The 24,388-nt window shown below is 28.6% G+C and carries 22 protein-coding genes and 1 other RNA gene; 9 read left to right on the forward strand and 14 right to left on the reverse strand.

Going from position 1 to position 24,388, the window contains the following annotated elements:
- Window positions 1-7: 7 nt before the first annotated feature.
- Together ACFQZW_RS09695 and aroQ are read right to left on the reverse strand one after the other, a co-directional pair.
- Window positions 8-2,668, reverse strand: coding sequence for a PAS domain-containing protein (locus tag ACFQZW_RS09695; RefSeq protein WP_386782674.1), 2,661 nt, complete (start codon window positions 2,666-2,668; stop codon window positions 8-10).
- Window positions 2,669-2,792: 124 nt separating this feature from the next.
- Window positions 2,793-3,206 (reverse strand): type II 3-dehydroquinate dehydratase, encoded by a 414-nt coding sequence (gene aroQ / locus ACFQZW_RS09700; RefSeq protein ID WP_298263020.1) that lies wholly within the window; start codon window positions 3,204-3,206, stop codon window positions 2,793-2,795.
- A gap of 41 nt (window positions 3,207-3,247) precedes the next feature.
- On the opposite strand from aroQ, the gene xerD reads away from it, so the two are divergent.
- Window positions 3,248-4,144: a site-specific tyrosine recombinase XerD gene (xerD, locus tag ACFQZW_RS09705; protein ID WP_386782677.1), complete on the forward strand. Its 897-nt coding sequence runs from the start codon at window positions 3,248-3,250 to the stop codon at window positions 4,142-4,144.
- A 53-nt stretch (window positions 4,145-4,197) separates the two neighbouring features.
- On the opposite strand, the gene rny is transcribed toward xerD, so the two are convergent.
- The 4 genes from rny to ACFQZW_RS09725 all read right to left on the reverse strand — a co-directional run bounded on the left by rny (window position 4,198) and on the right by ACFQZW_RS09725 (window position 6,577).
- On the reverse strand, window positions 4,198-5,766 hold the full coding sequence (gene rny / locus ACFQZW_RS09710) for a ribonuclease Y (protein WP_298263022.1): 1,569 nt from the start codon (window positions 5,764-5,766) through the stop codon (window positions 4,198-4,200).
- A gap of 46 nt (window positions 5,767-5,812) precedes the next feature.
- Window positions 5,813-5,920: non-coding RNA, 6S RNA (gene ssrS, locus ACFQZW_RS09715), on the reverse strand.
- Between the two features lie 56 nt (window positions 5,921-5,976).
- The gene (locus ACFQZW_RS09720) at window positions 5,977-6,276 is read right to left on the reverse strand and encodes a cell division protein ZapA (RefSeq protein ID WP_298263023.1); all 300 of its coding nucleotides are present in this window, start codon (window positions 6,274-6,276) and stop codon (window positions 5,977-5,979) included.
- 10 nt (window positions 6,277-6,286) lie between these two features.
- On the reverse strand, window positions 6,287-6,577 hold the full coding sequence (locus tag ACFQZW_RS09725) for a hypothetical protein (protein WP_298263024.1): 291 nt from the start codon (window positions 6,575-6,577) through the stop codon (window positions 6,287-6,289).
- A 166-nt stretch (window positions 6,578-6,743) separates the two neighbouring features.
- Between ACFQZW_RS09725 and ACFQZW_RS09730 the strand changes: the two genes are divergently transcribed.
- Complete coding sequence (locus tag ACFQZW_RS09730) at window positions 6,744-8,456, forward strand: M23 family metallopeptidase (RefSeq protein ID WP_298263025.1); 1,713 nt, start codon at window positions 6,744-6,746, stop codon at window positions 8,454-8,456.
- Window positions 8,431-10,914, forward strand: a complete 2,484-nt coding sequence (locus ACFQZW_RS09735) for a TonB-dependent receptor (protein WP_298263026.1) — start codon at window positions 8,431-8,433, stop codon at window positions 10,912-10,914. The genes ACFQZW_RS09730 and ACFQZW_RS09735 overlap by 26 nt, the downstream gene beginning before the upstream one ends.
- A 16-nt stretch (window positions 10,915-10,930) precedes the next feature.
- Here the strand turns inward: ACFQZW_RS09735 and bcp are convergent, their stop codons facing one another.
- Window positions 10,931-11,383, reverse strand: a complete 453-nt coding sequence (bcp, locus tag ACFQZW_RS09740; protein WP_298263027.1) for a thioredoxin-dependent thiol peroxidase — start codon at window positions 11,381-11,383, stop codon at window positions 10,931-10,933.
- Window positions 11,384-11,418: 35 nt separating this feature from the next.
- Here bcp and nth point away from each other — a divergent pair, with 35 nt between their 5' ends.
- Window positions 11,419-12,060, forward strand: coding sequence for an endonuclease III (gene nth, locus ACFQZW_RS09745; RefSeq protein WP_386782683.1), 642 nt, complete (start codon window positions 11,419-11,421; stop codon window positions 12,058-12,060).
- A 69-nt stretch (window positions 12,061-12,129) separates the two neighbouring features.
- A complete protein-coding gene (locus tag ACFQZW_RS09750) occupies window positions 12,130-13,479 on the forward strand; it encodes a peptide MFS transporter (RefSeq protein ID WP_386782685.1) in 1,350 nt (449 codons plus the stop codon).
- A gap of 14 nt (window positions 13,480-13,493) precedes the next feature.
- Here the strand turns inward: ACFQZW_RS09750 and ACFQZW_RS09755 are convergent, their stop codons facing one another.
- Window positions 13,494-13,724 carry a hypothetical protein gene (locus ACFQZW_RS09755; protein ID WP_386782687.1) on the reverse strand — a complete coding sequence of 77 codons (231 nt, stop codon included), beginning with the start codon at window positions 13,722-13,724 and terminating at the stop codon, window positions 13,494-13,496.
- Window positions 13,725-13,938: 214 nt separating this feature from the next.
- Here ACFQZW_RS09755 and ACFQZW_RS09760 point away from each other — a divergent pair, with 214 nt between their 5' ends.
- On the forward strand, window positions 13,939-14,634 hold the full coding sequence (locus ACFQZW_RS09760; protein ID WP_372800920.1) for a Crp/Fnr family transcriptional regulator: 696 nt from the start codon (window positions 13,939-13,941) through the stop codon (window positions 14,632-14,634).
- Window positions 14,635-14,637: 3 nt separating this feature from the next.
- On the opposite strand, the gene ACFQZW_RS09765 is transcribed toward ACFQZW_RS09760, so the two are convergent.
- From ACFQZW_RS09765 to ACFQZW_RS09785, 5 genes are read right to left on the reverse strand one after another with little or no spacing between them, the layout of a single operon-like run.
- On the reverse strand, window positions 14,638-15,855 hold the full coding sequence (locus tag ACFQZW_RS09765) for an ABC transporter permease (RefSeq protein ID WP_386782690.1): 1,218 nt from the start codon (window positions 15,853-15,855) through the stop codon (window positions 14,638-14,640).
- Between the two features lie 2 nt (window positions 15,856-15,857).
- A complete protein-coding gene (locus ACFQZW_RS09770) occupies window positions 15,858-17,030 on the reverse strand; it encodes an ABC transporter permease (RefSeq protein ID WP_386782692.1) in 1,173 nt (390 codons plus the stop codon).
- 1 nt (window position 17,031) lies between these two features.
- Window positions 17,032-18,021, reverse strand: a complete 990-nt coding sequence (locus tag ACFQZW_RS09775) for an HlyD family secretion protein (protein WP_386782694.1) — start codon at window positions 18,019-18,021, stop codon at window positions 17,032-17,034.
- 7 nt (window positions 18,022-18,028) lie between these two features.
- Window positions 18,029-19,402: a TolC family protein gene (locus tag ACFQZW_RS09780; RefSeq protein WP_386782695.1), complete on the reverse strand. Its 1,374-nt coding sequence runs from the start codon at window positions 19,400-19,402 to the stop codon at window positions 18,029-18,031.
- Between the two features lie 2 nt (window positions 19,403-19,404).
- On the reverse strand, window positions 19,405-19,992 hold the full coding sequence (locus tag ACFQZW_RS09785; protein ID WP_298286308.1) for a TetR/AcrR family transcriptional regulator: 588 nt from the start codon (window positions 19,990-19,992) through the stop codon (window positions 19,405-19,407).
- 116 nt (window positions 19,993-20,108) lie between these two features.
- Here ACFQZW_RS09785 and ACFQZW_RS09790 point away from each other — a divergent pair, with 116 nt between their 5' ends.
- Genes ACFQZW_RS09790 through ACFQZW_RS09800 form a run of 3 tightly spaced genes read left to right on the forward strand, consistent with a single transcriptional unit; the run spans window position 20,109 to window position 23,472 of the window.
- Window positions 20,109-20,681 carry a pentapeptide repeat-containing protein gene (locus ACFQZW_RS09790; RefSeq protein WP_386782698.1) on the forward strand — a complete coding sequence of 191 codons (573 nt, stop codon included), beginning with the start codon at window positions 20,109-20,111 and terminating at the stop codon, window positions 20,679-20,681.
- Window position 20,682: 1 nt separating this feature from the next.
- The gene (locus ACFQZW_RS09795) at window positions 20,683-23,007 is read left to right on the forward strand and encodes a GH92 family glycosyl hydrolase (protein ID WP_386782700.1); all 2,325 of its coding nucleotides are present in this window, start codon (window positions 20,683-20,685) and stop codon (window positions 23,005-23,007) included.
- A gap of 36 nt (window positions 23,008-23,043) precedes the next feature.
- The gene (locus ACFQZW_RS09800; protein WP_372801450.1) at window positions 23,044-23,472 is read left to right on the forward strand and encodes a DUF1801 domain-containing protein; all 429 of its coding nucleotides are present in this window, start codon (window positions 23,044-23,046) and stop codon (window positions 23,470-23,472) included.
- Between the two features lie 28 nt (window positions 23,473-23,500).
- On the opposite strand, the gene ACFQZW_RS09805 is transcribed toward ACFQZW_RS09800, so the two are convergent.
- Entirely contained in the window at window positions 23,501-24,265 is a 765-nt protein-coding gene (locus tag ACFQZW_RS09805; RefSeq protein WP_298263040.1) for an MBL fold metallo-hydrolase, read from the reverse strand.
- Window positions 24,266-24,388: the final 123 nt, after the last annotated feature.

Genomic DNA, 24,388 nt, shown 5'->3' on the forward strand with positions numbered 1-24,388 from the left:
TAAATGGCTATTTTACTTTCAAAAATTTATCCAAAACATTAATTAATTCATCTTGTTTTATAGGTTTGGTCAAATAATCCACACAACCTGAATCTTTTGCTTTTTTAATTTCAACTGAAGTTGTATAAGCAGTTTGAGCTATTATTGGTAAATTAGGAGATAGCTTCTTAATCTTTTTGGCAGCTTCATAACCATTCATAACTGGCATTTTTAAATCCATAAAAACCAAGTCAATAGAATTTGATTTGTTTTTAAAAATTTCAACCGCTTCTAAACCATTTTTAGCATGAATAAAATGAGCATCTAACTTTAAAATTTCTTTTAGTAAAGTTTCTAACAACGTATAATTTATTTCTTCATCTTCAACTATTAAAATTGAAGATTTGCTTTCAACATTGTTTAGCTCAACTATTTTAGTAGGATAAATAGGTTTGTAAGGAATAGAAATGGTGAATGTAGCTCCTTCCCCTTTATTAGACGTAAGTTCAATAGAACCTCCTATTAACTCAACATTTTCTTTAACTATTGATAGACCTAAACCTAAGCCACCTACTTTTTTTGACAAGTCTTTTTCAGCTTGTGAAAAGCGTTCAAAAATTACTTTATGTTTTTCTGGATCAATTCCAACACCTGTATCTTTTACATAAATATCAAGCATCTTATTATTCAATTTATATCCCAACTCCACAAAACCTTTACTGGTAAATTTCAGAGCATTTTCAAGTAAATTACTTAATATTTTACTCAATTTAGTTTTATCAATAAGTATGGTGCTTTGCTCTGTTGTAAGCGATTTTTTTAAATATAAAGGTGTTTTATTTTGTTTTGCCTTTATGTCAAAAATTGAAAACAGTTCCATTAACAAATCATTTAAACAAACCTCGCTTTCAATCAATCCTACTTGTTTTGTTCCAAGTCTAGAAATTTCTAATATATCATCTATTATTCGAAGTAGTTGTTTGCTGCTACTTTGTATAATTCTAATATAATTATTTCTTTTTTCAGTTGTTAAATCAGAGGTGTTTAGTAAATCAGAAAATCCAATAATTCCATTCATGGGCGTTCTAATTTCATGAGACATATTATTTAAAAATTCTATTTTTAAGTTGTTACTTTCTTCTGCAAGTTGTTTTACTTTAATTAGTTCTTCTTCATTTTCTTTTTGAATTGTAATATCTTGAATAGTACCAAACATTTCTATAGGTTCATTTTCGTTATTAAATTTTAAACTTCCCAATCCATGAACCCATAACTCACTACCTGTTTTTTGATTAATAATTTTATAGTGTTTATTAAAATGATTTTTATTTTTAATGACATGTATTAAAATATACTCCTTCATTTCATTTCTAAAATCGGGATGAACAATTTCCAACCAACTTTCTACAGTACGTTTATGGTCTTCATTAATACCAAAAATACTATTCAACTCAGCAGAGTTGTTCCATTCTCCTGTTTGGATGTTAAAAACATAATGTCCCAATTTAGCAACTGATTGAGAGAGCAAAAGTAGTTTTTCACTTTTTTCAGCTTTTTCTTTTGCTTCAAACATTTCTAATTCATTTTTTTTCTGAAAAGTAATGTCTTGAATGGTTCCTATAAAGTTAACAGGCACCTTATTTTCATAAATAATTTCACCCGCCCCATTAATCCATTTTAGTTCTTGTGTATCTTTGGTTAGAATTCTATATTCTAAATTAAATTTTTCACCATATTTTATACACTTTTCTAATTCACGCTGATTTTTTGGTGTATCATCTGGATGAGTAATGGTTCTCCAAGTTTTAAATGATTTGATATGGTGCGATTGAATACCAACTATTTTGTCGAAAGAACTAGAACTTGTAAACAAATTAGTTTTTAAATCTAAATTAAAATTTCCTATTTGAGCGATTTCTTGTGCTAATTTTAATTCTTTTTCACTCTCTTTTAATGCTGTAATATTTTCTTTAACTGCTAAATAATTAATGATAGTTCCTTGGTTGTCTTTTATTGGAGAAATTGTAGTTTGTTCCCAAAATAATTTACCATCTTTCTTTTTATTTTGAAATTCTCCTTTCCAAACTTTTCCATTTGAAATGGTTTCCCACATTTCTACATAAAACTCTTTAGGTTGAATACCTGAACTTAAAATACGTGGGTTTTTACCTAATACCTCTTCAGCTCTATAACCTGTTACCTCAGTAAATTTTGGATTGGTATATTCTATTTTTCCTAAGATATCTGTAATAACAATTGTATTGGCGCTTTGTTCAACAGCTGATAATAATTTTTTATATTCAAAAGATTGTTTTTGTATAAAATCCTCAACAGATATTTTACTGGATTTATCTGTTGAAATCCATTTAGTAATTAGTAATATTAAAATTAATATAGCTGTTAATAAATTAAATAATTTAGGAAAAATCACAATATTAGGTTGTGATAAAAATTCATAAATTTCTATTGGTATTAATCCGTAAAATGAAGTAAAAGACGCACCAAAATAAATGCTTTCAAAAAAAGATCTAAAAGCATCTATGGCTAAAATTATTAAAATGACTTTTAACAATTTATCACTTTTATTTACAACCTTAATTTTTTTTGAGCAAAAAATAAAAATATAAGCCCATAATAACACCGATAAACCATAAATTATTGGTGTGGCATAATTAAAAAATAAGCTCATATAAAAAAGTTTTAATACTAAAAGTAAAACTAATATAAAAAAAGAATGTGAATAATGATAAATGTTTGTTTTCTAAGCCGCTAAAAAACTATGTAAAGTATAAAAACTTTTTTGTTCTAAAACGTTACAAAAAACTAATAAGCGCTAACTCATAGCTTTGCAAACCAAAACCAGCAATTACTCCTTTTGCATTAGGTGCTATATAAGATACATGACGAAAATCTTCACGTGCATGCACATTGGAAATGTGCACTTCAATAACAGGGGTTTCAATTCCCTTAATAGCATCACCAATTGCTACCGAGGTATGCGTATAAGCACCTGCATTTAAAATTATTCCGTCAAAACTAAAACCAACTTCATGTAGTTTGTTAATTAATTCTCCTTCAACATTACTTTGAAAATAATGCAACTCAACATCGGCATATCTTTTTTGCAAGTTTTTAAAAAATTCTTCAAAGGTTAAATTTCCATAAATTGAAGGTTCTCTTTTTCCTAATAAATTTAAATTTGGCCCGTTAAGTATCAGTATTTTCATTTGTTTTCAATTTATGTGTAAATATATTATATTTTTACTTTATGAATTGGAATAATGCATTACAAGATTATCAGTTTTATCTAAAAATTGAAAAAGGATTGGCTAAAAACTCCATTGAGAGTTATTCTCGTGATGTACAAAAACTTGTTAATTTTTTAGAAGAGCAGCAAATCCAAATTTCGCCATTAAAAATTAATCAAGAAATTATTCAACAATTTATTTATGAAACGTCAAAATTAATAAACGCTCGTTCACAAGCTCGATTAATTTCGGGTTTACGTAATTTTTTTGACTTTTTAATTTTTGAAGATTATAGAAAAGAGAATCCTACAGATTTAATTGAAGCTCCCAAAATAGGTAGAAAACTACCCGATACTTTGTCAATTCAAGAAATTGATATTCTCATTAATCATATAGATTTAAGTGAGCCTCAAGGAGAAAGAAACAGAACTATTTTAGAAACTTTATACAGCTGTGGGTTAAGAGTTTCAGAACTGATTAACTTACAAATCTCTGATTTGTTTTTTGAAGAAGGATTTATTAAAGTTATTGGAAAAGGAAACAAACAACGCTTTGTACCCATTAATGAACAAACTCAAAAATACATACTTTTATACATTAAAAGCATTAGAAATAAAATTAAAATTCAAAAAGGATATGAAGACACTCTTTTTTTAAACAGAAGAGGAAAACAACTTACTCGAGTTATGATTTTTACCATCATCAAAAATCTAGCTGAAAAAGCCAATATCAAAAAGAAAATAAGCCCACATACTTTTAGACATTCATTTGCAACTCATTTATTGGAACGTGGAGCCGATTTAAGAGCTATACAACAAATGCTTGGTCATGAAAGCATTACAACAACTGAAATTTACATGCACTTAGATAAAAGCTTTTTAAAAAAAGTATTACATAATTTTCATCCTAGAAAATAAAAAAATCTCACTTTGGTGAGATTTTTTTTATTTTTTAGTAGTTAAAACTTATACTATTTAGCAATATTTACAGCTCTAGTTTCTCTAATTACTGTAACTCTTACTTGTCCAGGGTACGTCATATCATTCTGAATTTTTTGTGAAATTGTGAATGATAATTCAGCTGCTTTAGCATCGTTTACTTTTTCACTTTCAACAATAACACGTAGCTCTCTACCCGCTTGAATAGCATAGGCTTTTTGGACTCCTGTAAATCCAAACGCTATATCCTCCAAATCTTTTAATCGTTGAATATAGGAATCTAAAACTTGACGACGAGCTCCTGGTCTTGCCCCAGAAATGGCATCACATACTTGTACAATTGGAGCAATTAAAGTTTTCATTTCTATTTCATCATGGTGAGCACCAATTGCATTACAAACTTCAGGATTCTCATTGTATTTTTGAGCCCATTCCATACCAAGTAATGCGTGAGGTAATTCACTTTCAGTTTCAGGTACTTTTCCAATATCATGTAACAATCCTGCTCTTTTGGCTAGTTTAGCATTTAAACCTAATTCAGCAGCCATTAAGCCACAAAGGTTTGCAACTTCACGTGAGTGTTGTAATAAATTTTGTCCATAGGAAGAACGATATTTCATTCTACCAATGGTTTTTATCAATTCTGGGTGAAGTCCATGAATTCCTAAATCTATCACTGTACGTTTACCAACTTCTATTATTTCTTGTTGTAATTGTTTTTCAGTTTTTTTAACAACTTCTTCGATACGAGCTGGGTGAATACGACCATCTGTTACTAGTTTGTGTAAAGACAAACGAGCAATTTCTCTTCTTACTGGATCAAAGCAAGAAAGTATGATTGCTTCAGGGGTATCATCTACAATAATTTCAACTCCGGTAGCGGACTCCAATGCTCTAATATTTCTACCTTCTCTACCAATTATTCTTCCTTTAACATCATCAGATTCTATATTAAATACCGATACACAATTTTCCACAGTTTGCTCAACTCCTACTCTTTGTATGGTATTTAAAATTACTTTACGTGCTTCTTGTTGTGCAGTTAATTTAGCTTCTTCAATAGTATCTTGAATTGTTGCCATTGCATCTGATTTGGCTTCTTCTTTTAAAGATTCAACCAACTCTTTTTTTGCATCGTCTGCAGAAAGCCCAGAAATAACTTCTAGGTTTTCAACCTGTTTACGATGTAATTTATCGATTTCATCGGTACGTCTTTCTAAGTATTCTATCTTTTTATCGTAATCACTAATTTTTCCAGTAATTTCAATATTGAGTTTTCTATTTTTATCTAATTCTTGAGAAACTTGAGATTCTTTATCTCGAATTCTTTTTTCAGCATCAGCAATTTTTTTATCGCGTGCAATAATTACTTTTTCATGTTCAGATTTTAATTCTATAAACTTTTCTTTGGCTTGTAAAATTTTATCTTTTTTAATGGCATCTGCTTCAATTCTAGCTTCTTTGATTATTGAAGAAGCTTCTTTTTTGGTATTTCTAATTATTTTAGTTGCCTTGTTTTTTTCCAATACTTTAGCAATTATATAACCTATTGCTAATCCTATTCCTATGCCAATTATTATTGGCATGATATATTCTACCATAATTCAAATGTATATATAAAAAAAGCCCACATTAGAAGGGTTTTGTAAACTCCTTATAAACAAGATTAGAACTAACTAAATGATCGAGGATCCGTTCAAAGACGGCTTGCTCTTACACTTAAGACTCATCCTTTATAAAGATATAGTGTTGAGTTTAACAAACAATAACTAATGTAGGCAGTGTTATTAATTAATATTATTTTAAAGAACTTATTTTTTCAGTTGCTCATCTATAAGAGCCCCTAATTTATTAATTTTTTCTGTTGCTTTTGATAAATCATACTCTTCATTAATGGCTTTAATTTCTTGAAGTGAAGCAAATTGTAATGCACTCATAGCTAATACATCTTGTTTGTCACTTACTGCATAATTTTTTTCAAATTTAGCAACCAAATTATTTATTTTAATTGCAGCTTTGCGCATACCTTCCTCTTCATGGGCGTTTTTTACCTTTAAAGGGTACACTCTACCTGCAATGGTTACTTTTATTTTTAAAAAATTATCTGCCATTTTAAAGAACTTATTCGCTTAATTGAGTGATACAGTTATCAATTTCACGAATTAAAGCGTTTATTTTGAGTTTTGTCTCTCTTCTATCTTCTTTACTGCCTTCTATAGTTTTTGCAATTTTTAATGTTTGATGTTTTTTCTCAATTTCATTAAATAATTGCTGTTCTTTAGCTATTTGATTTTCTAAAGTTGCTATTTTTTTTAATAAAAACTCATTTTCTTCTTTCAAAAAACTATAATTCTCTAAAAGTATTTTGAGCTTATCTTCTACTAAATTAACAACTTGTGTTATATTACTCATATTATCTAAAGAATATAAACTATAAATACAAAGTTAGTATTAGTAAGGCAATATTACAACAGTTTTTTTGCATTTTATTAAAATTAAAACGTTTTAACAGTTAATTCATTTTTAATAAAACTTAAAAAAAATATTATTTAGTATTTTAGCGTTAAAGCTAACAGTGATGAAAAAACTTATTATTTTCTTTATAGTATGTATAAACCAGGTAGTATTTGGGCAGGGTGATTTATCTGTAAAAAACACGTACCCAACTAATTATTTTGATAAACCTTTAGATATACCGTTAATACTTTCTGGAACTTTTGGAGAATTAAGAAGCAATCATTTTCATGCTGGGTTAGATTTAAAAACACAACAAAGAGAAGGATTAAATGTATATGCTGCTGCTGAAGGTTTTGTTTCAAGAATAAAAATTTCACTTTGGGGCTATGGAAAAGCAGTTTATATAACTCACCCAAATGGATATACAACAGTATATGCACATTTAAAAAAGTTTAACAAAAAAATTGAAGATTATATTAAAAAACAACAATACAAAAAAGAAAGTTTTGAAATTCAAGTTTTTCCTTCAGCAAGTGAACTTCCCATTAATAAAAACGAATTAATAGCTTTTAGCGGAGCTACAGGAGGATTTGTAGGACCTCATTTACATTTTGAAATTAGAGATACAAAAACTGAAAAACCTATAAATCCAATGTTTTTTGGTATTACTGTAAAAGACACTAAAAAACCTCGAATAAATACTCTAATAGGTTATTCTTTAAGTGATAATGCTCACATAAATAACACCAATATACCAACAACTCTAAGTTTAAGAAAATTAGAAAATGGTAATCTAGTTACTTCAAAAATACAAGCTTTCGGTAAAATTGGTTTTGGAATTAATGCTTATGATCAATTAGATGGAGCTTACAATAAAAATGGATTGTACAGTTTAGAAATGTTTGTGAATGGCGAAAAAGTTCATGAATTTAAAGCAACTTCGTTTTCTTTTTCTGAAACTAAATACATAAACTTATTAATTGATTATGAACGCTTTTCAACATTAAATCAGCGTATTCAAAAGTGCTTTATAGAACCTAAAAATAAACTTAGCTTATATAATAAAGCATTTCGTAATGGTTATTTAACTATACAAGATGGTTTTAATTACAATGTGGAAATTAAAGCTAAAGATTATAAAGGAAATGAACAAAAAATAATAATTCCTATTGTTGGAAAAAAAGACTCTATTGTTGCAACTCAAAAAATAAAAGAAACCCCCTATAAAATTAATCATCAACTATTCAATAAATTCACCAAAAAAGGAATAACAGTTGCTTTTCCTAAATACACTTTTTATAACGACTTTTATCTAGATTTTAAGGTTAATGATTCTTTTGTAAAAGTACACACTCCTACGCTTCCTCTAGATAGAAAATACACCTTAACTTTTGATGTATCAAATTACACTATAAATGAAAAAGGAAAATTATACATTGCTTCAATTAATGATAAAGGTAAAACCAACTATGAAAAAACTATAAAAAAAGAAACTACTTTTTATACCACTACTAAAAAATTAGGTGAATTTACTTTAGCCAAAGATACCATTGCTCCTAAAATAAAATTACATAATTTTAATAATGAACAATGGCTGACTAATTATAATTATTTAAAAGTAAAAATTACTGATAATGAATCTGGAATTGCTACTTTTAGAGGTGAAATTGACGGGGAATGGATTTTAATGGAATACAATGTTAAAAATGGAATTTTAAGTTATAATTTAAATGATAAAACGTTTACAACAGCCAAACATCATTTAAAAGTAATAGTAACTGACAATGTTGGAAACTCTAAAACAATAAATGCAACTTTTTTTAGAAAAAAATAACACCAAGCTATTGAAAAAATTTCTTCCTTTATTATTATTTTTGGTTATATCTTTTTTAAATGCTCAAAATGCGACCATTAAAGGAGTAGTAAAAAACACTTATAAAAAACCTATTGAAGGTGCAACTGTTTCTTACCTTAACAATGGAGTTACCACAAATAATAAAGGTGAGTTTGTTTTAATAATACCAGCTAACAAAGAAGTATCAGTACTTATTAATCATATTTCTTACAAAACTTTAGAAAAAAAATTCAACTTACCTTCAAACAAAACATTTAGATATTATCCAATTTTAGAAATAAAAATTGAGGAAATTGATGAAGTGCTAGTTAAAGATCGTAAAAAAAATGCTGAAGGAATATTCACTGTCAAACCCGAAGATATTACCAAAATACCTAGTGCAAATAATGGTGTTGAAAATATTTTAATGACTTTAGCTGGTGTAAACAACAATAATGAATTAAGCACTCAATACAATGTGCGTGGAGGTAATTTTGATGAAAATTTGGTATATGTTAACGGAATTGAAGTGTATCGTCCATTTTTAGTCCGTTCTGGTCAACAAGAAGGTTTGAGCTTTATAAATAGCGACCTAATTCAAAATATTCAATTTTCAGCAGGTGGATTTCAAGCAAAGTATGGAGATAAAATGTCTTCGGTTTTAGACATAACGTATAAAACTCCTAAAAAATTTGAAGCTGATTTTAATGCTAGTTTGCTTGGTGCAAGCGCTTCAATTGGAGGGACACTTCTTAATAATAAATTAAGCGCATTATTAGGAATACGATATAGAGACAATAGTTTATTTGTAAATAGTAAAAATGTTGAAACCAATTACAATCCCAGTTTTATAGATGTTCAAAACTTTCTATCCTACCAAGTTAATTCAAAGTTTAAAATTGATTTTTTAGGAAACATTGCTATCAATAACTACAACTACATTCCTAGTACTCGAAGAACAAAATTTGGGACACTTTCAAATCCTTTAGAACTTATTGTTTATTATGAAGGACAAGAAAAAGATAAATTTAAAACCCTCTTTGGAGCATTAAAAGGAAATTACCAAGTTTATAAAAATTTAACTATTAGCTTAACAACAAGTGCCTACAGTTCCATTGAAGAAGAATATTACGATATTTTGGCTAGTTATAATTTAGGCGTCGTGAATAACGATTTTAGTTCCAATAACTTTGGTGAAGTAGAATTTTCTGAAAATATAGGCTCACAGTTAAACCATGCTAGAAACGATTTAGATGCTTTAGTTTATAATTCTGAAATAAAAACCACGTATAAAAAAAATAAACTTCAACTAGATTTTGGTATAAAGTTTCAACAAGAAGATATAAAAGACCGCATTAAAGAATGGGAAGTTATTGACTCTTTAGGCTTTAATGTTCGACCTCCACATCACAATACTAACAATCAACCTTACGAACCTTTTACAGGCGAAATCACACCATACCAACACATTAATAGTCAGAACCATATAAAAATTGATAGACTGGTTTGGTTTGCACAATTAGGTAATATTTCCAACTGGAAAAATCATAGAATATGGTATAATTTTGGTATTCGTTCTCATAATTGGAATGTAAACGGTTCTGATATTGAAACTGCAAATCAAATTATTTACAGCCTTAGAGGACAATTTGCTATTCAACCTAATTGGAAAAAAGATATGCTCTTTAGAATTTCTGGGGGTATGTATAATCAGCCTCCATTTTATAAAGAATTAAGAGATGCAGAAGGAATTATACATCCGAAAGTTGATGCTCAAAAATCATTACAACTAGTTTTGGGTAACGATCTTAGTTTTAAATTATGGAACCGACCTTTTAAATTGGTTTCTGAAATCTATTTTAAAAGTTTAACAAATGTGAACACCTATACAGTTGACAATGTTAGAATAAGATATAGTGCAACAAACAATGCGAAAGCTTATGCTACTGGAATTGATATTCGTTTAAATGGAGAGTTTGTTCCTGGAACAGAAAGTTGGGTAAGTATTGGTTTGTTAAAAACTGAAGAAAACAGCAATAATTTAGGTTATATTTCTCGTCCAACAGATCAACGCTTTAAATTTGGAATGTTATTTCAAGATTATGTACCTAACATTCCTAATATAAAAATGTATTTAAATTTAGTTTATAATACTGGAGTACCTGGAGGATCGCCATCTTATGCTAATGCTTATAACTATCAAAATAGATTAAATGACTATAAAAGAGCTGATATTGGAATTTCATATGTATTTATAGATGCTAAAAATCAGTACAATACTGGTTGGCTCAAAAGTTTTAAAGAACTTTCTGTGGGTTTTGAAATATTTAATATGTTCGATGTTCAAAATTCAATTACAAACACTTGGGTTCGTGATGCGTATTCTAAACAGTTTTATGGCATACCAAATTATATGACACAACGTGTTTTAAACCTAAAATTTAATGTAAAATTTTAATTATTTCAACTTAAAATTATCCTAAAATTTGCTTTGCGTGCTCTTTTGTTTTTACTTTTGAAATAACGTCTTCAATTATTCCTTTTTCATCAATAACAAAAGTTGTTCTATGAATACCATCATATTCGCGTCCCATAAATTTTTTCGGCCCCCAAACACCAAATGCACTGATAACTGTTTTATCTTCATCAGCTAACAACGGAAAAGGCAATTCATTTTTTGTTATAAAATTTTGTTGTCTTTTAGCAGAATCTGCACTAACACCTAATACATCATATCCCTTTGCTAAAAAAGATTGGTAATTATCTCTTAAATCACAAGCTTCAGCAGTACAACCAGGAGTACTCGCTTTAGGATAAAAAAACAATACTAATTTTTTTCCTTCATAGTCTTCTAATTTTACGGTATTTCCTTTTTCATCAACGGAAGTAAAATTTGGTGCTTTATCTCCTATTTTTAATGTTGTCATAATTTGTATTTTAGCTTTTTGTAAAGATACTAAAAATGACCAAACAAGAAAGAGTTCAATTTGTAATAGATACCCTAGAAAAATTATACCCTAAAACACCAATACCATTAAATCACAAAGATCCATATACCTTGTTAATAGCGGTATTGTTATCCGCTCAAAGTACCGATGTTGGTGTAAATAAAATTACGCCAAAGCTTTTTAAAAAAGCCGATAATCCTTACGATATGGTTAAACTTTCTGTAGAGGAAATTAGAGAAATTATTAAGCCTGTTGGTTTATCTCCAATGAAATCAAAAGGCATTTATGGTTTGTCAAAAATTTTAATTGAAAAACATGAAGGAAAAGTACCTCAAAATTTTAAAGATTTAGAAGAATTACCAGCTGTTGGACATAAAACAGCGAGTGTGGTTATGAGTCAAGCTTTTGGAATCCCAGCATTTCCTGTGGATACTCATATTCATAGATTAATGTATCGTTGGAATTTATCTAACGGTAAAAGTGTAGCACAAACTGAAAAAGACGCTAAAAGGTTATTTCCTAAAAAGTTGTGGAATAAACTTCACTTACAAATTATTTTTTATGGTAGAGAATATTCTCCTGCTAGAGGGTGGAATATTGAAAAAGATATCATCACAAAAACTATTGGAAGAAAATCATTATTAAAAAATAAATGAGCTTTCTAAAACTTACTTATTACATTCACAATAAAACAGTATATTTAGCTTCCTAAATTTAATTCAACTATGCCAAAGCAAACATTGTGGGGTCACCCAAAAGGATTATATATTCTATTTTTTACAGAACTATGGGAACGTTTTTCATTTTATGGTATGCGCGCCATACTTATTTTATATTTAACTGCCAAAACAACCGAAAGCAATGCTGGTTTAGGTTGGGATAATGTATCTGCTTTAGAAATTTATGGATGGTATACTATGTTTGTTTACGTAATGTCTGTTCCAGGCGGATTACTAGCTGACCGTTTAATAGGGCAAAAAAAAGCTGTTATGGTAGGCGGTATTTTAATTATTATAGGGCATTTTATTTTAATTTTTCCTGAAATATGGGCATTTTATTTAGGTGCTTTAATAATTATTATAGGAGTTGGCGCCTTAAAACCTAATATTTCAAGTATGGTAGGTGGTTTATACAAACCTGGCTCTGAAAAAAGAGATACTGCCTTCACTATTTTTTATATAGGAATTAATATAGGTGCCTTTACAGCGCCTTTAATAGTTGGTTATGTAGGCGAAGTAATCAACTGGAATTTAGGATTTGGTTTGGCTGGTGTAGGAATGACTCTTGGTCTTATTGTGTATATTTTGGGACAAAAATACTTAAAAGATGTTGGCAATTTTGTACCTCTTAAAAGAGAGGAAACTACAAATAAAAGCGTTCCACTAACAACAATTGAAAAAGATAGAATGATTGTTTTAGTCATATCATTTATTATTGTTATGGTGTTTTGGGCAGCTTATGAGCAAGCTGGAGGGCTGATGAATTTATATGCGCGTGACAAAATAGATCGTGAAATTTTTGGTTTTACAGTGCCTGCAAGTTTCTTACAATCTTTACATGCTTTTTATGTGATTTTATTAGGTGTACCTGTGGCATATCTATGGTCTAAATGGCAAAAGAAAGGCAAAGAAAGTTCATCTTTATTTAAAATGGGGCTTGGTACCATTATAACAGGTTTAGGGTTTTTAGTATTGGCAGGAGCAGCTATTGAAACAGCTTCTTCTTTAGATGGTAAAGCAGCAATTTACTGGATGTTTGGAGCCTATTTTTTACATGTAGTAGGAGAATTAAGTATTTCTCCTGTTGCCCTTTCATTTATTACTAAATTAGCACCTATAAAGTATGCTTCTTTAATGATGGGAGCTTATTTTATGGTAACCGGGCTTGGAAATAAACTTGCAGGAATGGTAGGTCAAGCAGCTGAAAATGCAGGAGAATTAACCATATTTTTAGGAATTCTTATTTTTTGTGTTTCATTTGGCTTGTTATTAATTGTTTTTGTGAAAAAATTAAAGAAACTTGCTCACGGAGCTGATGACATTGAAGAATCTAACCCAATTGTTGAAGCTGACTAAATTCTTAATCACTTTTAATATCTGTATTTTTTAAATTGTACTTTCATCTCTGGAAGAAGTATTAGTAGTAGTATTAAAAATGAAATTAACAAAACTAGTTTTCCAATAATACAAAAATTACAATCGTAAAAGCTACTTGTAAAACCAAACAAACAGGTGGTACATCCTACAGCTAACATAATGATATAATCTATAAAAAGTAATGCTGAGCCAAAAACTAAAAGTTTTAAAATTAAATTTTTCATATTTCGTATTTTTAATTTATTAAATAAATAGTTAGTTGATTAAACTCTCTGTAAAAAAAGCATTTTTCTACAACCATTTATTCAATAAATTTAAGCTACTTTAAACTTCTAATAAAGTGAATCTAATCATTAAATTTTTTGTTTAACTATGGAATTTTCATAGTTTAATAATGTAACTTTACATTAAAAGCTATAAACAATTAATTTTTAAAAGATGCCAGATTTTTTAACTGAAAAAAGACCCTTCAAATTTCAGTTTTTGAATGCTCAAGAATGCTTACAAATTTTGACTGAAGATCAAAAAAAAGAAATGGTTCAACACAAAACAGATTTAGAATTTAATGCTGGAGAAATCATTATAAAAAGAGGTATTGATTCTAATAACATTTTGTATGTTACTGAAGGTTTGGTAAAGTTAGAAATTACTAATGGAAATAAAATAGCTACATTGACAATGGTTAAACCACATTCATTTATAGGAATTGTATGTTGTTTTGCATTTGACAAATTTGATTTTACCGCTACCGCTTTAGAAAATACAAAAGTTACTCTTATTGAAATGTCAATTTTTCAAAAATTCATTAAAAACAATGGAGAATTTGCCTTAAATTTAATAAAGCATATGTCTGGTGTTGCTAATGGGATTTTTCATAAAATTACCAATTTTTCTCAAAAAAATATTGAAGGAGCTCTTTCGCTTACTATACTTGAGTTTGAAGAAATTTATAGTTCTCCAAAATTTAAACTTCCTGTTAATAGAAAAGAATTGGCCAATATACTTGGTTACTCAAAAGAAAGTGTTATTAATACCTTATCAAAATTTAATAAAGAAAGTATTATAAAAGTGTGTGATAAAGAAATTGAAATTTTAAATCATAAAAAATTACAACAAATAAGTAGAATTGGCTAAAATTTAAAATTGTTTTTTACTAAGCAATAAATATTCTTTTTTAGCTCTTCTTTTTAATGAAAAAGCAGCTAACAAAAAATATAGAATTGTTAATATCCATAAATGCTTCCATTCATTAATCACTTCAAAAAAAGAGGCTTCCATTTGTGTTAAACGCACAAAACCATTTATTCCAGGTGTGGATGGAACTAGGGTAGCTAAATTTTGATAAAATTCTGAAAACCCTTCTACAGGAAAAGACAATCCACTTAACATTAATGAAGGAATAGAAATTAATACTAAAAATAAAATCGCATCTTCTCGCTTTTTAAACAAAGAACTTATAGCAATTCCTAAAAAAACTACTGAAAATAAATAAGGAATTAAAAAAAGATAAACAGTGGTTAAAGACGACCTAACTGGTATCTTAAAAATTGTATAAATTATACCAATTTGAATTGGAATTACAATTGCAAATAATAATGAATATAAACTAGATTTTGCTAACAAAACTGGTATGGTACCTCCTTTACTAAGCAACCTAGGAAACTTTTGATGTGTTGTTGTGGTTTCTTGTCTTGTACCATTTAAAATTCCAATTCCCATTAATAATACTAATTGAACAATTAAAGCAGTTAACATAGGAATTATATAAGTAGCATAACCTGAACTTGTATTAAATAAACTTTTTGAAACAGACTTAATTGGACTATAATTTTGTTGCGCTTCATTAAAAGACATTCCTTTAGACATATATTTTTTAATTACAATACCTGCATTAAAGTAGCCATTTATTAATGTAATATCACCTAAAACTTTTTTATAAAAAACCATATTGGAAGCATCTGAAAATGTTGAAATTACTACTTGTTGACCACTTCTAATATTCTTTTCAAAATTTGAAGGAACAATCACAATTCCTCGTACCTTTTTTTGATAATATGCTTCTTTTGCCTCTTGCAAATTGGTAAACGTGGAAATTGTATGTAACCCATTAGTACTTTCAAGCATAGAAATATAATCTCTACTTGTTTTAGATGCGTCTAGGTTTACAATAGCAATTGGTACCTCTTTCACTACTTCATTGGAATAAATATATGTATATAATGCTAATATGATAATGCTTATTGAAAAAAAAGTACTTACCACTGCTTTATCACTTTTAATTGAATTCCATTCAGTTAAAAATGCGTCCCAAAAAAAAATTCTAAATTTATAGTATGATTTGATCAAATTTTTCATTTTCAAATTCTATGAAGATAAACACCTTTCCTAAACAATTTATCTAACTTTAACCAGCCGATAGTAACTGGAAAAAGTGTTAATACCACCAACATTACAACAGATTTATAAGAGTAAAACAATGGAATACCTCTTTGTGTTTGATCTAAAAATAGTTCAAAAAAATGGGTGAAAGGGAATAATTCACTTAACCACTGCATGGGTATAGGCATTCCAAAAATAGGAAATGTAATTCCCGAAAAAGATAAACTAACCGCTGTAAAACCAGAACCTACAGTAAGAGCTTCTCTAAAACTTCTACTTATAGAAACAAACAACAAGGCAAAAGATTGATTTGCCAAAATAAGTAAAAATAAGCCAACAAAAAGTGTTAGTTTATTTCCTCTCATAGGGAAATCTTGCAGTACAAACATACTTATAAACAACACCACTCCAACCAGTAAAAACCACAAAGTATAAGGTAATAGCTTTCCTAGAATGATACTTATTATATTTCCATTTGTTATTTTAACAAGTTTTGCTCCTTTACTATATTTTAAATCGGAGCCAAAACTATAAATTGTTGTAAGTATTACAAATAATTGGAAAAACATTGTTAAAAATCCTGAATTTAAATAATAGGAATAGTTGGTATATGGATTTGACAATACATGATTATTTGTTAAAATAGGTTGAAAATTAATTTTAGCGTTTTTTACAGAAACACCTTTTTTTATTTGCTTTTCAATAGCTATACCTGCCGAAATTGTTCCAATAACTTTGCTAAATGCTTTGTGTTCTAAACCGCTTGGTAATAAAACATTACTATTGTACTGATTTAAAATAGTTACTTGCATTCCTTTTTTTATTTCCAATCCAAAGTTTTTTGGAATGGTTACAATTCCATAAATTTTACCTAACCTAATGAGCTCTTCACTTTCTAATTGATTAACAGGAAGATGAGTTACTTCTAACTCAGGAGTTGCATTTAACTGGGAAATTATATTTCTTGATATTGAAGAATGATCAAGGTCAACAACAGCTATTGGTAAATTTCTTGCAACTCCGTTGGATAATAACGTATTAAAAAAAAACATTGAAACAAAAGGTAAAACAATTGCAAAAACAAAAGTAGTTTTTGTTGAAAACAACAAAGCAATTTCACGTTTCGCTATTTTTAATAGTAACTTCATCATATTAGTCAAATTGTGATGCCTGAACTAAAATACTCATCCCTGGTCTTAACTCAACTTCTTCACCTACTGGTGTGGCTTTAATCTCAAAAGTTCTAACATCAAAATCTCCAGTAGCCTTTGTAGCATTCCACGTAGCATAATCGCCCAAAGGTGCGATATAATATATTTTAAAAGTAATTTGTTTATTGTTTAATGCTGGAACTGTTGCAATAAATTCAGCATTTTTCTTAAACTTAGATAACATCGTTTCTTTAATATTTAACACCGCATAACTATTAGTAATGTCTACCAAATGAACTACAGGATACCCTGCTCCTATTAGCTCACCCTCTTCTGGTAAAAAATTTAGCACTTCTGCATTAATTGGAGAAACAATATTTCGTTCATTTTTATAACTTTCCAATTCACTTAAAGCTCCAGAAGCTTGTTTTACCAATGCACTTGCAGCATCTACATCTTCTACTCTAGCTCCTTTTAATGCAATTTTATAAGCATTGTATGCGGCAACTTCATCTTTTAAAGCGGCTTCTTTTTGGGCAAAAACCTCATCTTTTTTTTGAGCCGAAACTACTCCATCTTCATATAAATTTTCAATACGTTCATAAGTTTTTTTCATTACTTCTGCCCCTACTTTGGCTTTTTCATAAATACTTTTGGAAGCATTAATTTCTTCTTTACGAGCTCCATTTAACGCTTTATTTTTTTGTGCAGTAGCTACATCATGTAGTGCTAAAGCTTGTGCTTCTTTTGCTATTATTTCGGGACTTTCTAAAGTTGCCAATAATTGTCCTTTTGTAACACTTGCTCCTTCTTTAACTTCAAAAGTATTAATTCTAGTAGGTATTTTGGCTGCTAAATATATTTCCTTAGCCTCTATTCTACCTTGCAAAACAATAGTTTTCGGTTTATTAATTAGCCATACACCTAATAGCAGTACAGTTGCAATAACTATGATGCTAATGAATGATTTTATAAGTTTAATATTTTTCATAATAAATTTAAATTTGATTTAAAAAAGTAGCTGTTTTTCCTAATTGAACCATTAGCTCTCCATACGTTATGTTATATTGACAGAGGGCTTTTATTTTATATAATTTTATTTCAGTTAGCTTTAATGTGGCATCTACAACCTCTAATAAAGTTCCTGTACCTTCTTCAAAAGCTCTCATTCTCATATACCTTAGTTTTTCAGCTAAGGCTTGGTCTGCTGTCAAACTTTCATATTGTTCAAGTTCTTTTTGTAAGGTATTGTATAATTTTTCTGTATAGGTTAATAAATTTAATTTTGCTTGTTTATTCAGTTGTTCCACTTGAGCTACTTTAAATTTTGAAGCTTTTATTTGGTGTTCTCTTTTAAAACCATCAAAAAGTTCCCATTTTATACCAATACCAGCAAACCACTTAGTATCTACTAAAGGAAGATTGTCTTTCCATAATACATACTTTCCCTTTAAAGCAACTTTAGGAAAATACTCGCTATTTTCAACTTTAACTCCTACTTTAGCTAGCTTATAATTTTGTTGAATTGTTTTTAGTTGTTTATTTTCAGATAACATATCTTCTTCAAAATCAGCTAAAGGTTCTAAAATAGTAGGTTGAATGAAGGCACTTGAAACAGTTTTAAAATTTGTGGTACCTATTAAATTTTGAATAGCCGTAAGTGCCAATGAAACATCTTTTTTTGCAGCCAAAAGCTCTCTTTTAGCATTCGATAAAGCAACTTTAGCATTTAAAGTTTCAACTTCTGGAATAATGCCATTCTCAAAAAACTTTGTTGCTTTTTGGTTATGTAATAAAACGGTTTGATAAACTTCTTCTCTAAGTTTTAAAGCTTCCTCAGCTAATTTTAACTTAAAATAATAGTTGATTAATTTTACAGTTAACTCCTCTTCTTTAAGATGATGATGGGTTTCTGCCAATTGATATTTTATTTCAGACGCTTTATTTACAGCATTAATTTTCCCACCAGCAAAAAGAACCATATCTAAATCTGCAGTAGCAAATCCAAGGTATTTTTCTTGTAATGTTACATTCCAATCTCCTAATACTAATGCAGGATTTGAAATTTGTAACAATCCACCAATCATATTGCGCTGCGGATTTAGATCAACTTTAATATCTTCATCTAATCTTAAATAGCTACCTGATGCTCCAACTTTAGGTAGGTATAAAGATTTAGTAGCTTTATGTTCTTCGTTTACTGCCTTTAGTTCAAAATTAGAGGCAGAAATTTCTCCATTTTCAGAGAGTAATAATGAATGTGCTTCTTTTAAAGTTAGCTGTTGACTATAACTTATTGAAGTTGCTAAAAACAGTAGATAAACTAAGCTTTTAGGGCTTTTAAATACTAAATTTAAATACGTAATTCTCATTCTTAATTTTTTAAAATATTTAAAATGGTACTTGTTAAACTAGTAATATCGTTGGTATTTATTACATTACTTTCAAAAATATTTTTACGCTTGAAGTGAATATAATCTACTGGATAAATTAATATATAAAAGTATAAATTGAACAATGTTATTTTTTCACTTATTTCACCACTTTTAATACCAATAGATTTAATTTTTTGCATCATATTAACTACACTCTGCTTTAAATCACCTGTTAACTTAAAATTATCATTATGAAGTAGTTGGTAAAAAAAATTTGAAGCTGTTGGTTCATTTATAAAGTAAACAATTCTATTCGCTATAAATGTTTTTAAAAGGGGTTGAATGCTTGTTGGATTTAAACTCAGTAAAAAGGTTAATTCATTATTCAAAGCAATAACTTTCTCATAAAATAATTCATTAATAAGTTCTTGTTTTCCCGAATAAGTTCTATATAAATACCCTCCACTCACATTAGCGTTTTTTGCTATCATTGCAATGGTTGTTGATTCTATACCAAAATCAACAATCGTTTTCATGGTTGCTTCTTTAATTCTCTTTATTTTATCTTCATCAATTTTTCGTGCCATAACTTGAACATTTTTTTATTTGCAAATTTATGAATAAACATTCATTCATTTATTATTTTTCATTATTTTTTTTAATTGAAAATTTGTAACATCTATAAAAAGCTTAATTTTATAGGATGATAAACAACTATATAGAAAATAAAAAATTCATAGCAATTAATTTTTCTGAAACAGCATTAATAAAGGGAGAATATGATAATTGTAGCTTTGTGAATTGCAATTTTTCTAACATCCATTTATCTAATTATGAGTTTATTGAGTGTAATTTTGAAGATTGTAACTTTAGCAATTCCATTATTAAAAATACTGCCTTAAAAGATGTGATATTTAAAAAGTGTAAGCTCGTTGGTTTAAATTTTAGTGAATGTAATCCGTTTTTATTTTGTGTCAACTTTGAAAGCTGTCAACTTAATTTAGCATCCTTTTTTAGTTTTGTATTAAAAAATACCAAGTTTATTAATTGTGATTTAATTGAAACTGATTTCACTTCCGCAGATATTTCAAATTCTACCCTTCAAAATTGCAACTTAAAAAATGCAACTTTTGAGAATACAAATCTAGAAAAAGTTGATTTTAGAACTTCTTACAACTACAATATAAATCCAGAAATAAACAATATTAAAAACGCTAAATTTTCATTAAATGAAATTGCTGGCTTATTAATAAAATATCAAATTATAATCAACTAATATGAAATATACTGCAATCATAATCATCTTCACTATGATAGCAAGTTCTTGCTCTCAAAAAAAAGAAAACAATATGGATACTACTAAAAATTCTCATAAAATAAATTTGTTACCATATGTAAACCCATTTATTGGTACCAAAAATATGGGGCATACTTACCCTGGTGCTACTACTCCATTTGGAATGGTGCAATTAAGTCCAGAAACTAACCAACAACCAATGTTTATCGATGGAAAATACAATCCAGAAACTTATAAATATTGTGCGGGTTATCAATACAAAGATTCTACTATTTTTGGCTTTAGTCATACTCATTTTAGCGGCACTGGTCATTCTGATTTAGGTGACTTTTTAGTAATGCCCACAACAGGTCAACTTAATTTAGAACCAGGTAAAGCTGAAATACCTCAAAGTGGATATCATTCTCAATTTTCTCACAAAAATGAATCCGCTGAACCTGGTTATTATAGCGTACAATTAGATGATTACAATATTAAAGCTGAATTAACCGCATCGGATAGAGTTGGATTTCATAAATATACATTTCCAAAATCTAAAAATTCTCATATAATCTTAGATTTAATTTCAAATATTTATAATTATGATGATAAAAATGTTTGGACCTTTATTCGTGTTGAAAATGATTCTCTTGTAACTGGTTACAGACAAACCAACGGCTGGGCACGCACAAAAAAAGTATTTTTTGCTATGCAGTTTTCAAAGCCTTTTAAAAGTTATGGTCACAAAAAATATGATAAAGTTCAATACAATGGGTTTTATAGAAGATTTAATGAAACTGAAAATTTTCCTGAAATGGCGGGAAAGAATATAAGAGCTTATTTTAATTTTGATACAGAAGAAAATGAAGTAGTAAAAATTAAATTCGCACTTTCAAACACAAGTACTTCAGGCGCTTTAAAAAATTTAAATGCTGAAATACCTCATTGGAATTTTGAAAAAACTAAACAAGAAACGCAACAAAAATGGAATAATGAACTCAATAAAATTGTTGTAGACACTGAAACAAAAGCCCAAAAAGAAACATTTTACACTGCATTATACCATACCATGTTAGGTCCAATTATTTATGAAGATGTAGATGGTGCATACAGAGGTTTAGATCAAAACATTCACCAATCTGAAGGGTTTACCAACTATACAGTATTCTCACTTTGGGATACTTATAGAGCTTTACATCCACTTTTTAACATTATTCAGCCAACAAGAAATAACGATATGGTAAAATCTATGTTAGCGCATTATGACCAAAGTGTTCATCATATGTTGCCTGTTTGGAGTCATTATGCAAACGAAAACTGGTGCATGGTTGGTTATCATTCTGTAACTGTAATTGCTGACGCAATAGTAAAAGGAACCACAGATGTAGATTTAAATAAAGTTTTAAAAGCTGCTGAAAACACCGCCACCTTAACCTATTTTGATGGCATAGGTGATTATATGAATTTAGGTTACGTACCTGAAGATAAAAGTTCTTCTTCTGTTTCAAAAACATTAGAATATGCTTTTGATGATTGGTGTATTGCTCAAATTGCAAAAAAAGCTAAAAATGAAACTGTTTATAACACCTATTTAAATCGTTCTAAAAATTATAAAAACGTTTATGATCATAAAATTGGATATATGCGTCCAAAATTAACAGATGGAACTTGGCGAAAAGAATTTAATCCTATTGACACTCACGGACAAGGTTTTATAGAAGGAAATGCTCTAAATTATGGCTTGTACGTTCCACATGAGATAGATCAAATGATTGAATTAATGGGTGGAAAAGATAAATTCTCAGCACATTTAGATTATATCTTTACTACTGAAATTGACGATAAATATATTGAGAAAAATGAAGACATTACCCGTGATGGAATCATTGGAAATTATGTCCATGGAAATGAACCAGGTCACCACATTCCATACTTATATAATTGGACAAATCATCCTCATAAAACTCAAGAAAGAGTTAGAATGATTATGGATACTATGTATAGTAATGGTGAAGATGGCTTATGTGGTAATGATGATGCAGGTCAAATGAGTGCGTGGTATGTGTTTAGTGCTTTAGGCTTTTACCCTGTTACTCCAGCTTCAAATGAATATGCTATAGGAAGTCCTTTAGTAAAAGAAGCAACAATTCACTTAGAAAACGGAAAAACCATTACTATAAACACTGTGAACCAAAGTAAAAAAAATGTGTATGTTGAAAAAGTTGAAGTAAATGGAAAACTTATTAATTCTTACTTATTAAAGTATAATGATATTAAAAATGGAGGTACTATTACTTTTTACCTAAAAAGTTCACCTAACAAATAATATTATTATTATTTGTCTCAAATAAAAAAGAATTAAATGAGCAACCTAATATTAAAAACAAACCCTAAAGTAGAAGTTGTTTTTGCAAATTATCCCAGCTTTGTTAGAGATAAAATGCAACACTTACGTAAATTAATTATAGAAACCGCCGAAGAAACAGAAGAAATAACAGTTTTAGAAGAAACTTTAAAATGGGGAGAACCCAGTTATATTACTAAAAATGGCAGTACATTACGAATAGATTGGAAAGAAAAATCGCCAAACCAATATGCTATGTATTTTCAATGTACAAGCAGATTGGTTGACACTTTTAGGTTGATTTTTGACCATAAATTTCAATATGAAGGAAAAAGAGCAATTGTTTTTCAATTAAATCAAAAAATCCCAGAAGTAGAATTAAAAGAATGTATTAAAGCTGCTTTAATTTATCACAAAGTAAAAAGTTTAATTACTTTAGGAATTTAACAAGAATAACTACTTAACTTAGTTAAAGTTAAGTAATTTCTAAAACCAACTCATCATACGCTAAAAATACATTTTTTGGAAGTTTTTGTTCTACTTCAGTATGAAACCCTAAATGTTGGCTTATATGTGTTAAATAAGTTTTTTGGGGGTTTAATTCTTCAATAAGTTTTAAAGCTTCTTCTAAATTTAAATGAGAATGATGTGGTTTATAACGTATGGCATTAATTATAAGAACCTCTAAGTTTTTTAATTTTTCTTTTTCTTCAATATCAATAGTTTTAACATCGGTTAAATAAGCTACCTTATCAAATCTATATCCTAGTATTTTTAGTTTGCCATGATTGACTTCTATTGGAACCACTTTTAAATCATTTAAATCAAAAGGATGTTTATCAATTACAAACTGTTCAACACTTGGAGCTCCAGGATATTTATCTTTTTCTTCAAATATATAATCAAACCTTCTCTTTAAGTTTTCTAATACTCTTTTTTGAGCATATATTGGAACGCTTCCTAGTTGAAAACTGTAAGGACGTAAATCATCCAAGCCAGCTGTGTGATCTGAATGTTCATGGGTAAATAAAACTCCGTCAATCTTATTTACTTTTGCTCTTAACATTTGATACCTAAAATCAGGACCACAATCTACAACATAAGTATTAGAATTCCATTCAATCAAAATTGAAACGCGCAATCGTTTGTCTCTTTTATCTGAAGAAAAACAAACGGGGTGATTAGAATTTATGACAGGAATTCCTTGAGAAGTTCCGGTACCTAAAAATGTTATTTTCAAACTATCAAATTTTATGTAAAAATACATGGAATCTAACATAAATCAATTCCAACGCTTCTATAAATTTAAATATTTCCAATTCAATTTTTAATTTAAAAAATATGATTTTACAATTATTTTGGT

It is taken from the genome of Lutibacter aestuarii (assembly GCF_042676885.1).
Taxonomy (GTDB): domain Bacteria; phylum Bacteroidota; class Bacteroidia; order Flavobacteriales; family Flavobacteriaceae; genus Lutibacter; species Lutibacter aestuarii.

What these genes read in the sequence shown, in the direction of transcription:
- xerD (WP_386782677.1), top strand. Translation starts at nt 3,248, where the DNA reads ATGAATTGGAATAATGCATTACAAGATTATCAGTTTTATCTAAAAATT.
- ACFQZW_RS09765 (WP_386782690.1), bottom strand. Translation starts at nt 15,855, where the DNA reads ATGAAAAATTTGATCAAATCATACTATAAATTTAGAATTTTTTTTTGG.
- ACFQZW_RS09750 (WP_386782685.1), top strand. Translation starts at nt 12,130, where the DNA reads ATGCCAAAGCAAACATTGTGGGGTCACCCAAAAGGATTATATATTCTA.
- ACFQZW_RS09730 (WP_298263025.1), top strand. Translation starts at nt 6,744, where the DNA reads ATGAAAAAACTTATTATTTTCTTTATAGTATGTATAAACCAGGTAGTA.
- ACFQZW_RS09725 (WP_298263024.1), bottom strand. Translation starts at nt 6,577, where the DNA reads ATGAGTAATATAACACAAGTTGTTAATTTAGTAGAAGATAAGCTCAAA.
- ACFQZW_RS09735 (WP_298263026.1), top strand. Translation starts at nt 8,431, where the DNA reads ATGCAACTTTTTTTAGAAAAAAATAACACCAAGCTATTGAAAAAATTT.
- ACFQZW_RS09790 (WP_386782698.1), top strand. Translation starts at nt 20,109, where the DNA reads ATGATAAACAACTATATAGAAAATAAAAAATTCATAGCAATTAATTTT.
- ACFQZW_RS09695 (WP_386782674.1), bottom strand. Translation starts at nt 2,668, where the DNA reads ATGAGCTTATTTTTTAATTATGCCACACCAATAATTTATGGTTTATCG.
- ACFQZW_RS09800 (WP_372801450.1), top strand. Translation starts at nt 23,044, where the DNA reads ATGAGCAACCTAATATTAAAAACAAACCCTAAAGTAGAAGTTGTTTTT.
- nth (WP_386782683.1), top strand. Translation starts at nt 11,419, where the DNA reads ATGACCAAACAAGAAAGAGTTCAATTTGTAATAGATACCCTAGAAAAA.
- ACFQZW_RS09760 (WP_372800920.1), top strand. Translation starts at nt 13,939, where the DNA reads ATGCCAGATTTTTTAACTGAAAAAAGACCCTTCAAATTTCAGTTTTTG.
- ACFQZW_RS09780 (WP_386782695.1), bottom strand. Translation starts at nt 19,402, where the DNA reads ATGAGAATTACGTATTTAAATTTAGTATTTAAAAGCCCTAAAAGCTTA.
- ACFQZW_RS09785 (WP_298286308.1), bottom strand. Translation starts at nt 19,992, where the DNA reads ATGGCACGAAAAATTGATGAAGATAAAATAAAGAGAATTAAAGAAGCA.
- aroQ (WP_298263020.1), bottom strand. Translation starts at nt 3,206, where the DNA reads ATGAAAATACTGATACTTAACGGGCCAAATTTAAATTTATTAGGAAAA.
- ACFQZW_RS09770 (WP_386782692.1), bottom strand. Translation starts at nt 17,030, where the DNA reads ATGATGAAGTTACTATTAAAAATAGCGAAACGTGAAATTGCTTTGTTG.
- ACFQZW_RS09775 (WP_386782694.1), bottom strand. Translation starts at nt 18,021, where the DNA reads ATGAAAAATATTAAACTTATAAAATCATTCATTAGCATCATAGTTATT.
- ACFQZW_RS09720 (WP_298263023.1), bottom strand. Translation starts at nt 6,276, where the DNA reads ATGGCAGATAATTTTTTAAAAATAAAAGTAACCATTGCAGGTAGAGTG.
- ACFQZW_RS09755 (WP_386782687.1), bottom strand. Translation starts at nt 13,724, where the DNA reads ATGAAAAATTTAATTTTAAAACTTTTAGTTTTTGGCTCAGCATTACTT.
- rny (WP_298263022.1), bottom strand. Translation starts at nt 5,766, where the DNA reads ATGGTAGAATATATCATGCCAATAATAATTGGCATAGGAATAGGATTA.
- ACFQZW_RS09795 (WP_386782700.1), top strand. Translation starts at nt 20,683, where the DNA reads ATGAAATATACTGCAATCATAATCATCTTCACTATGATAGCAAGTTCT.
- bcp (WP_298263027.1), bottom strand. Translation starts at nt 11,383, where the DNA reads ATGACAACATTAAAAATAGGAGATAAAGCACCAAATTTTACTTCCGTT.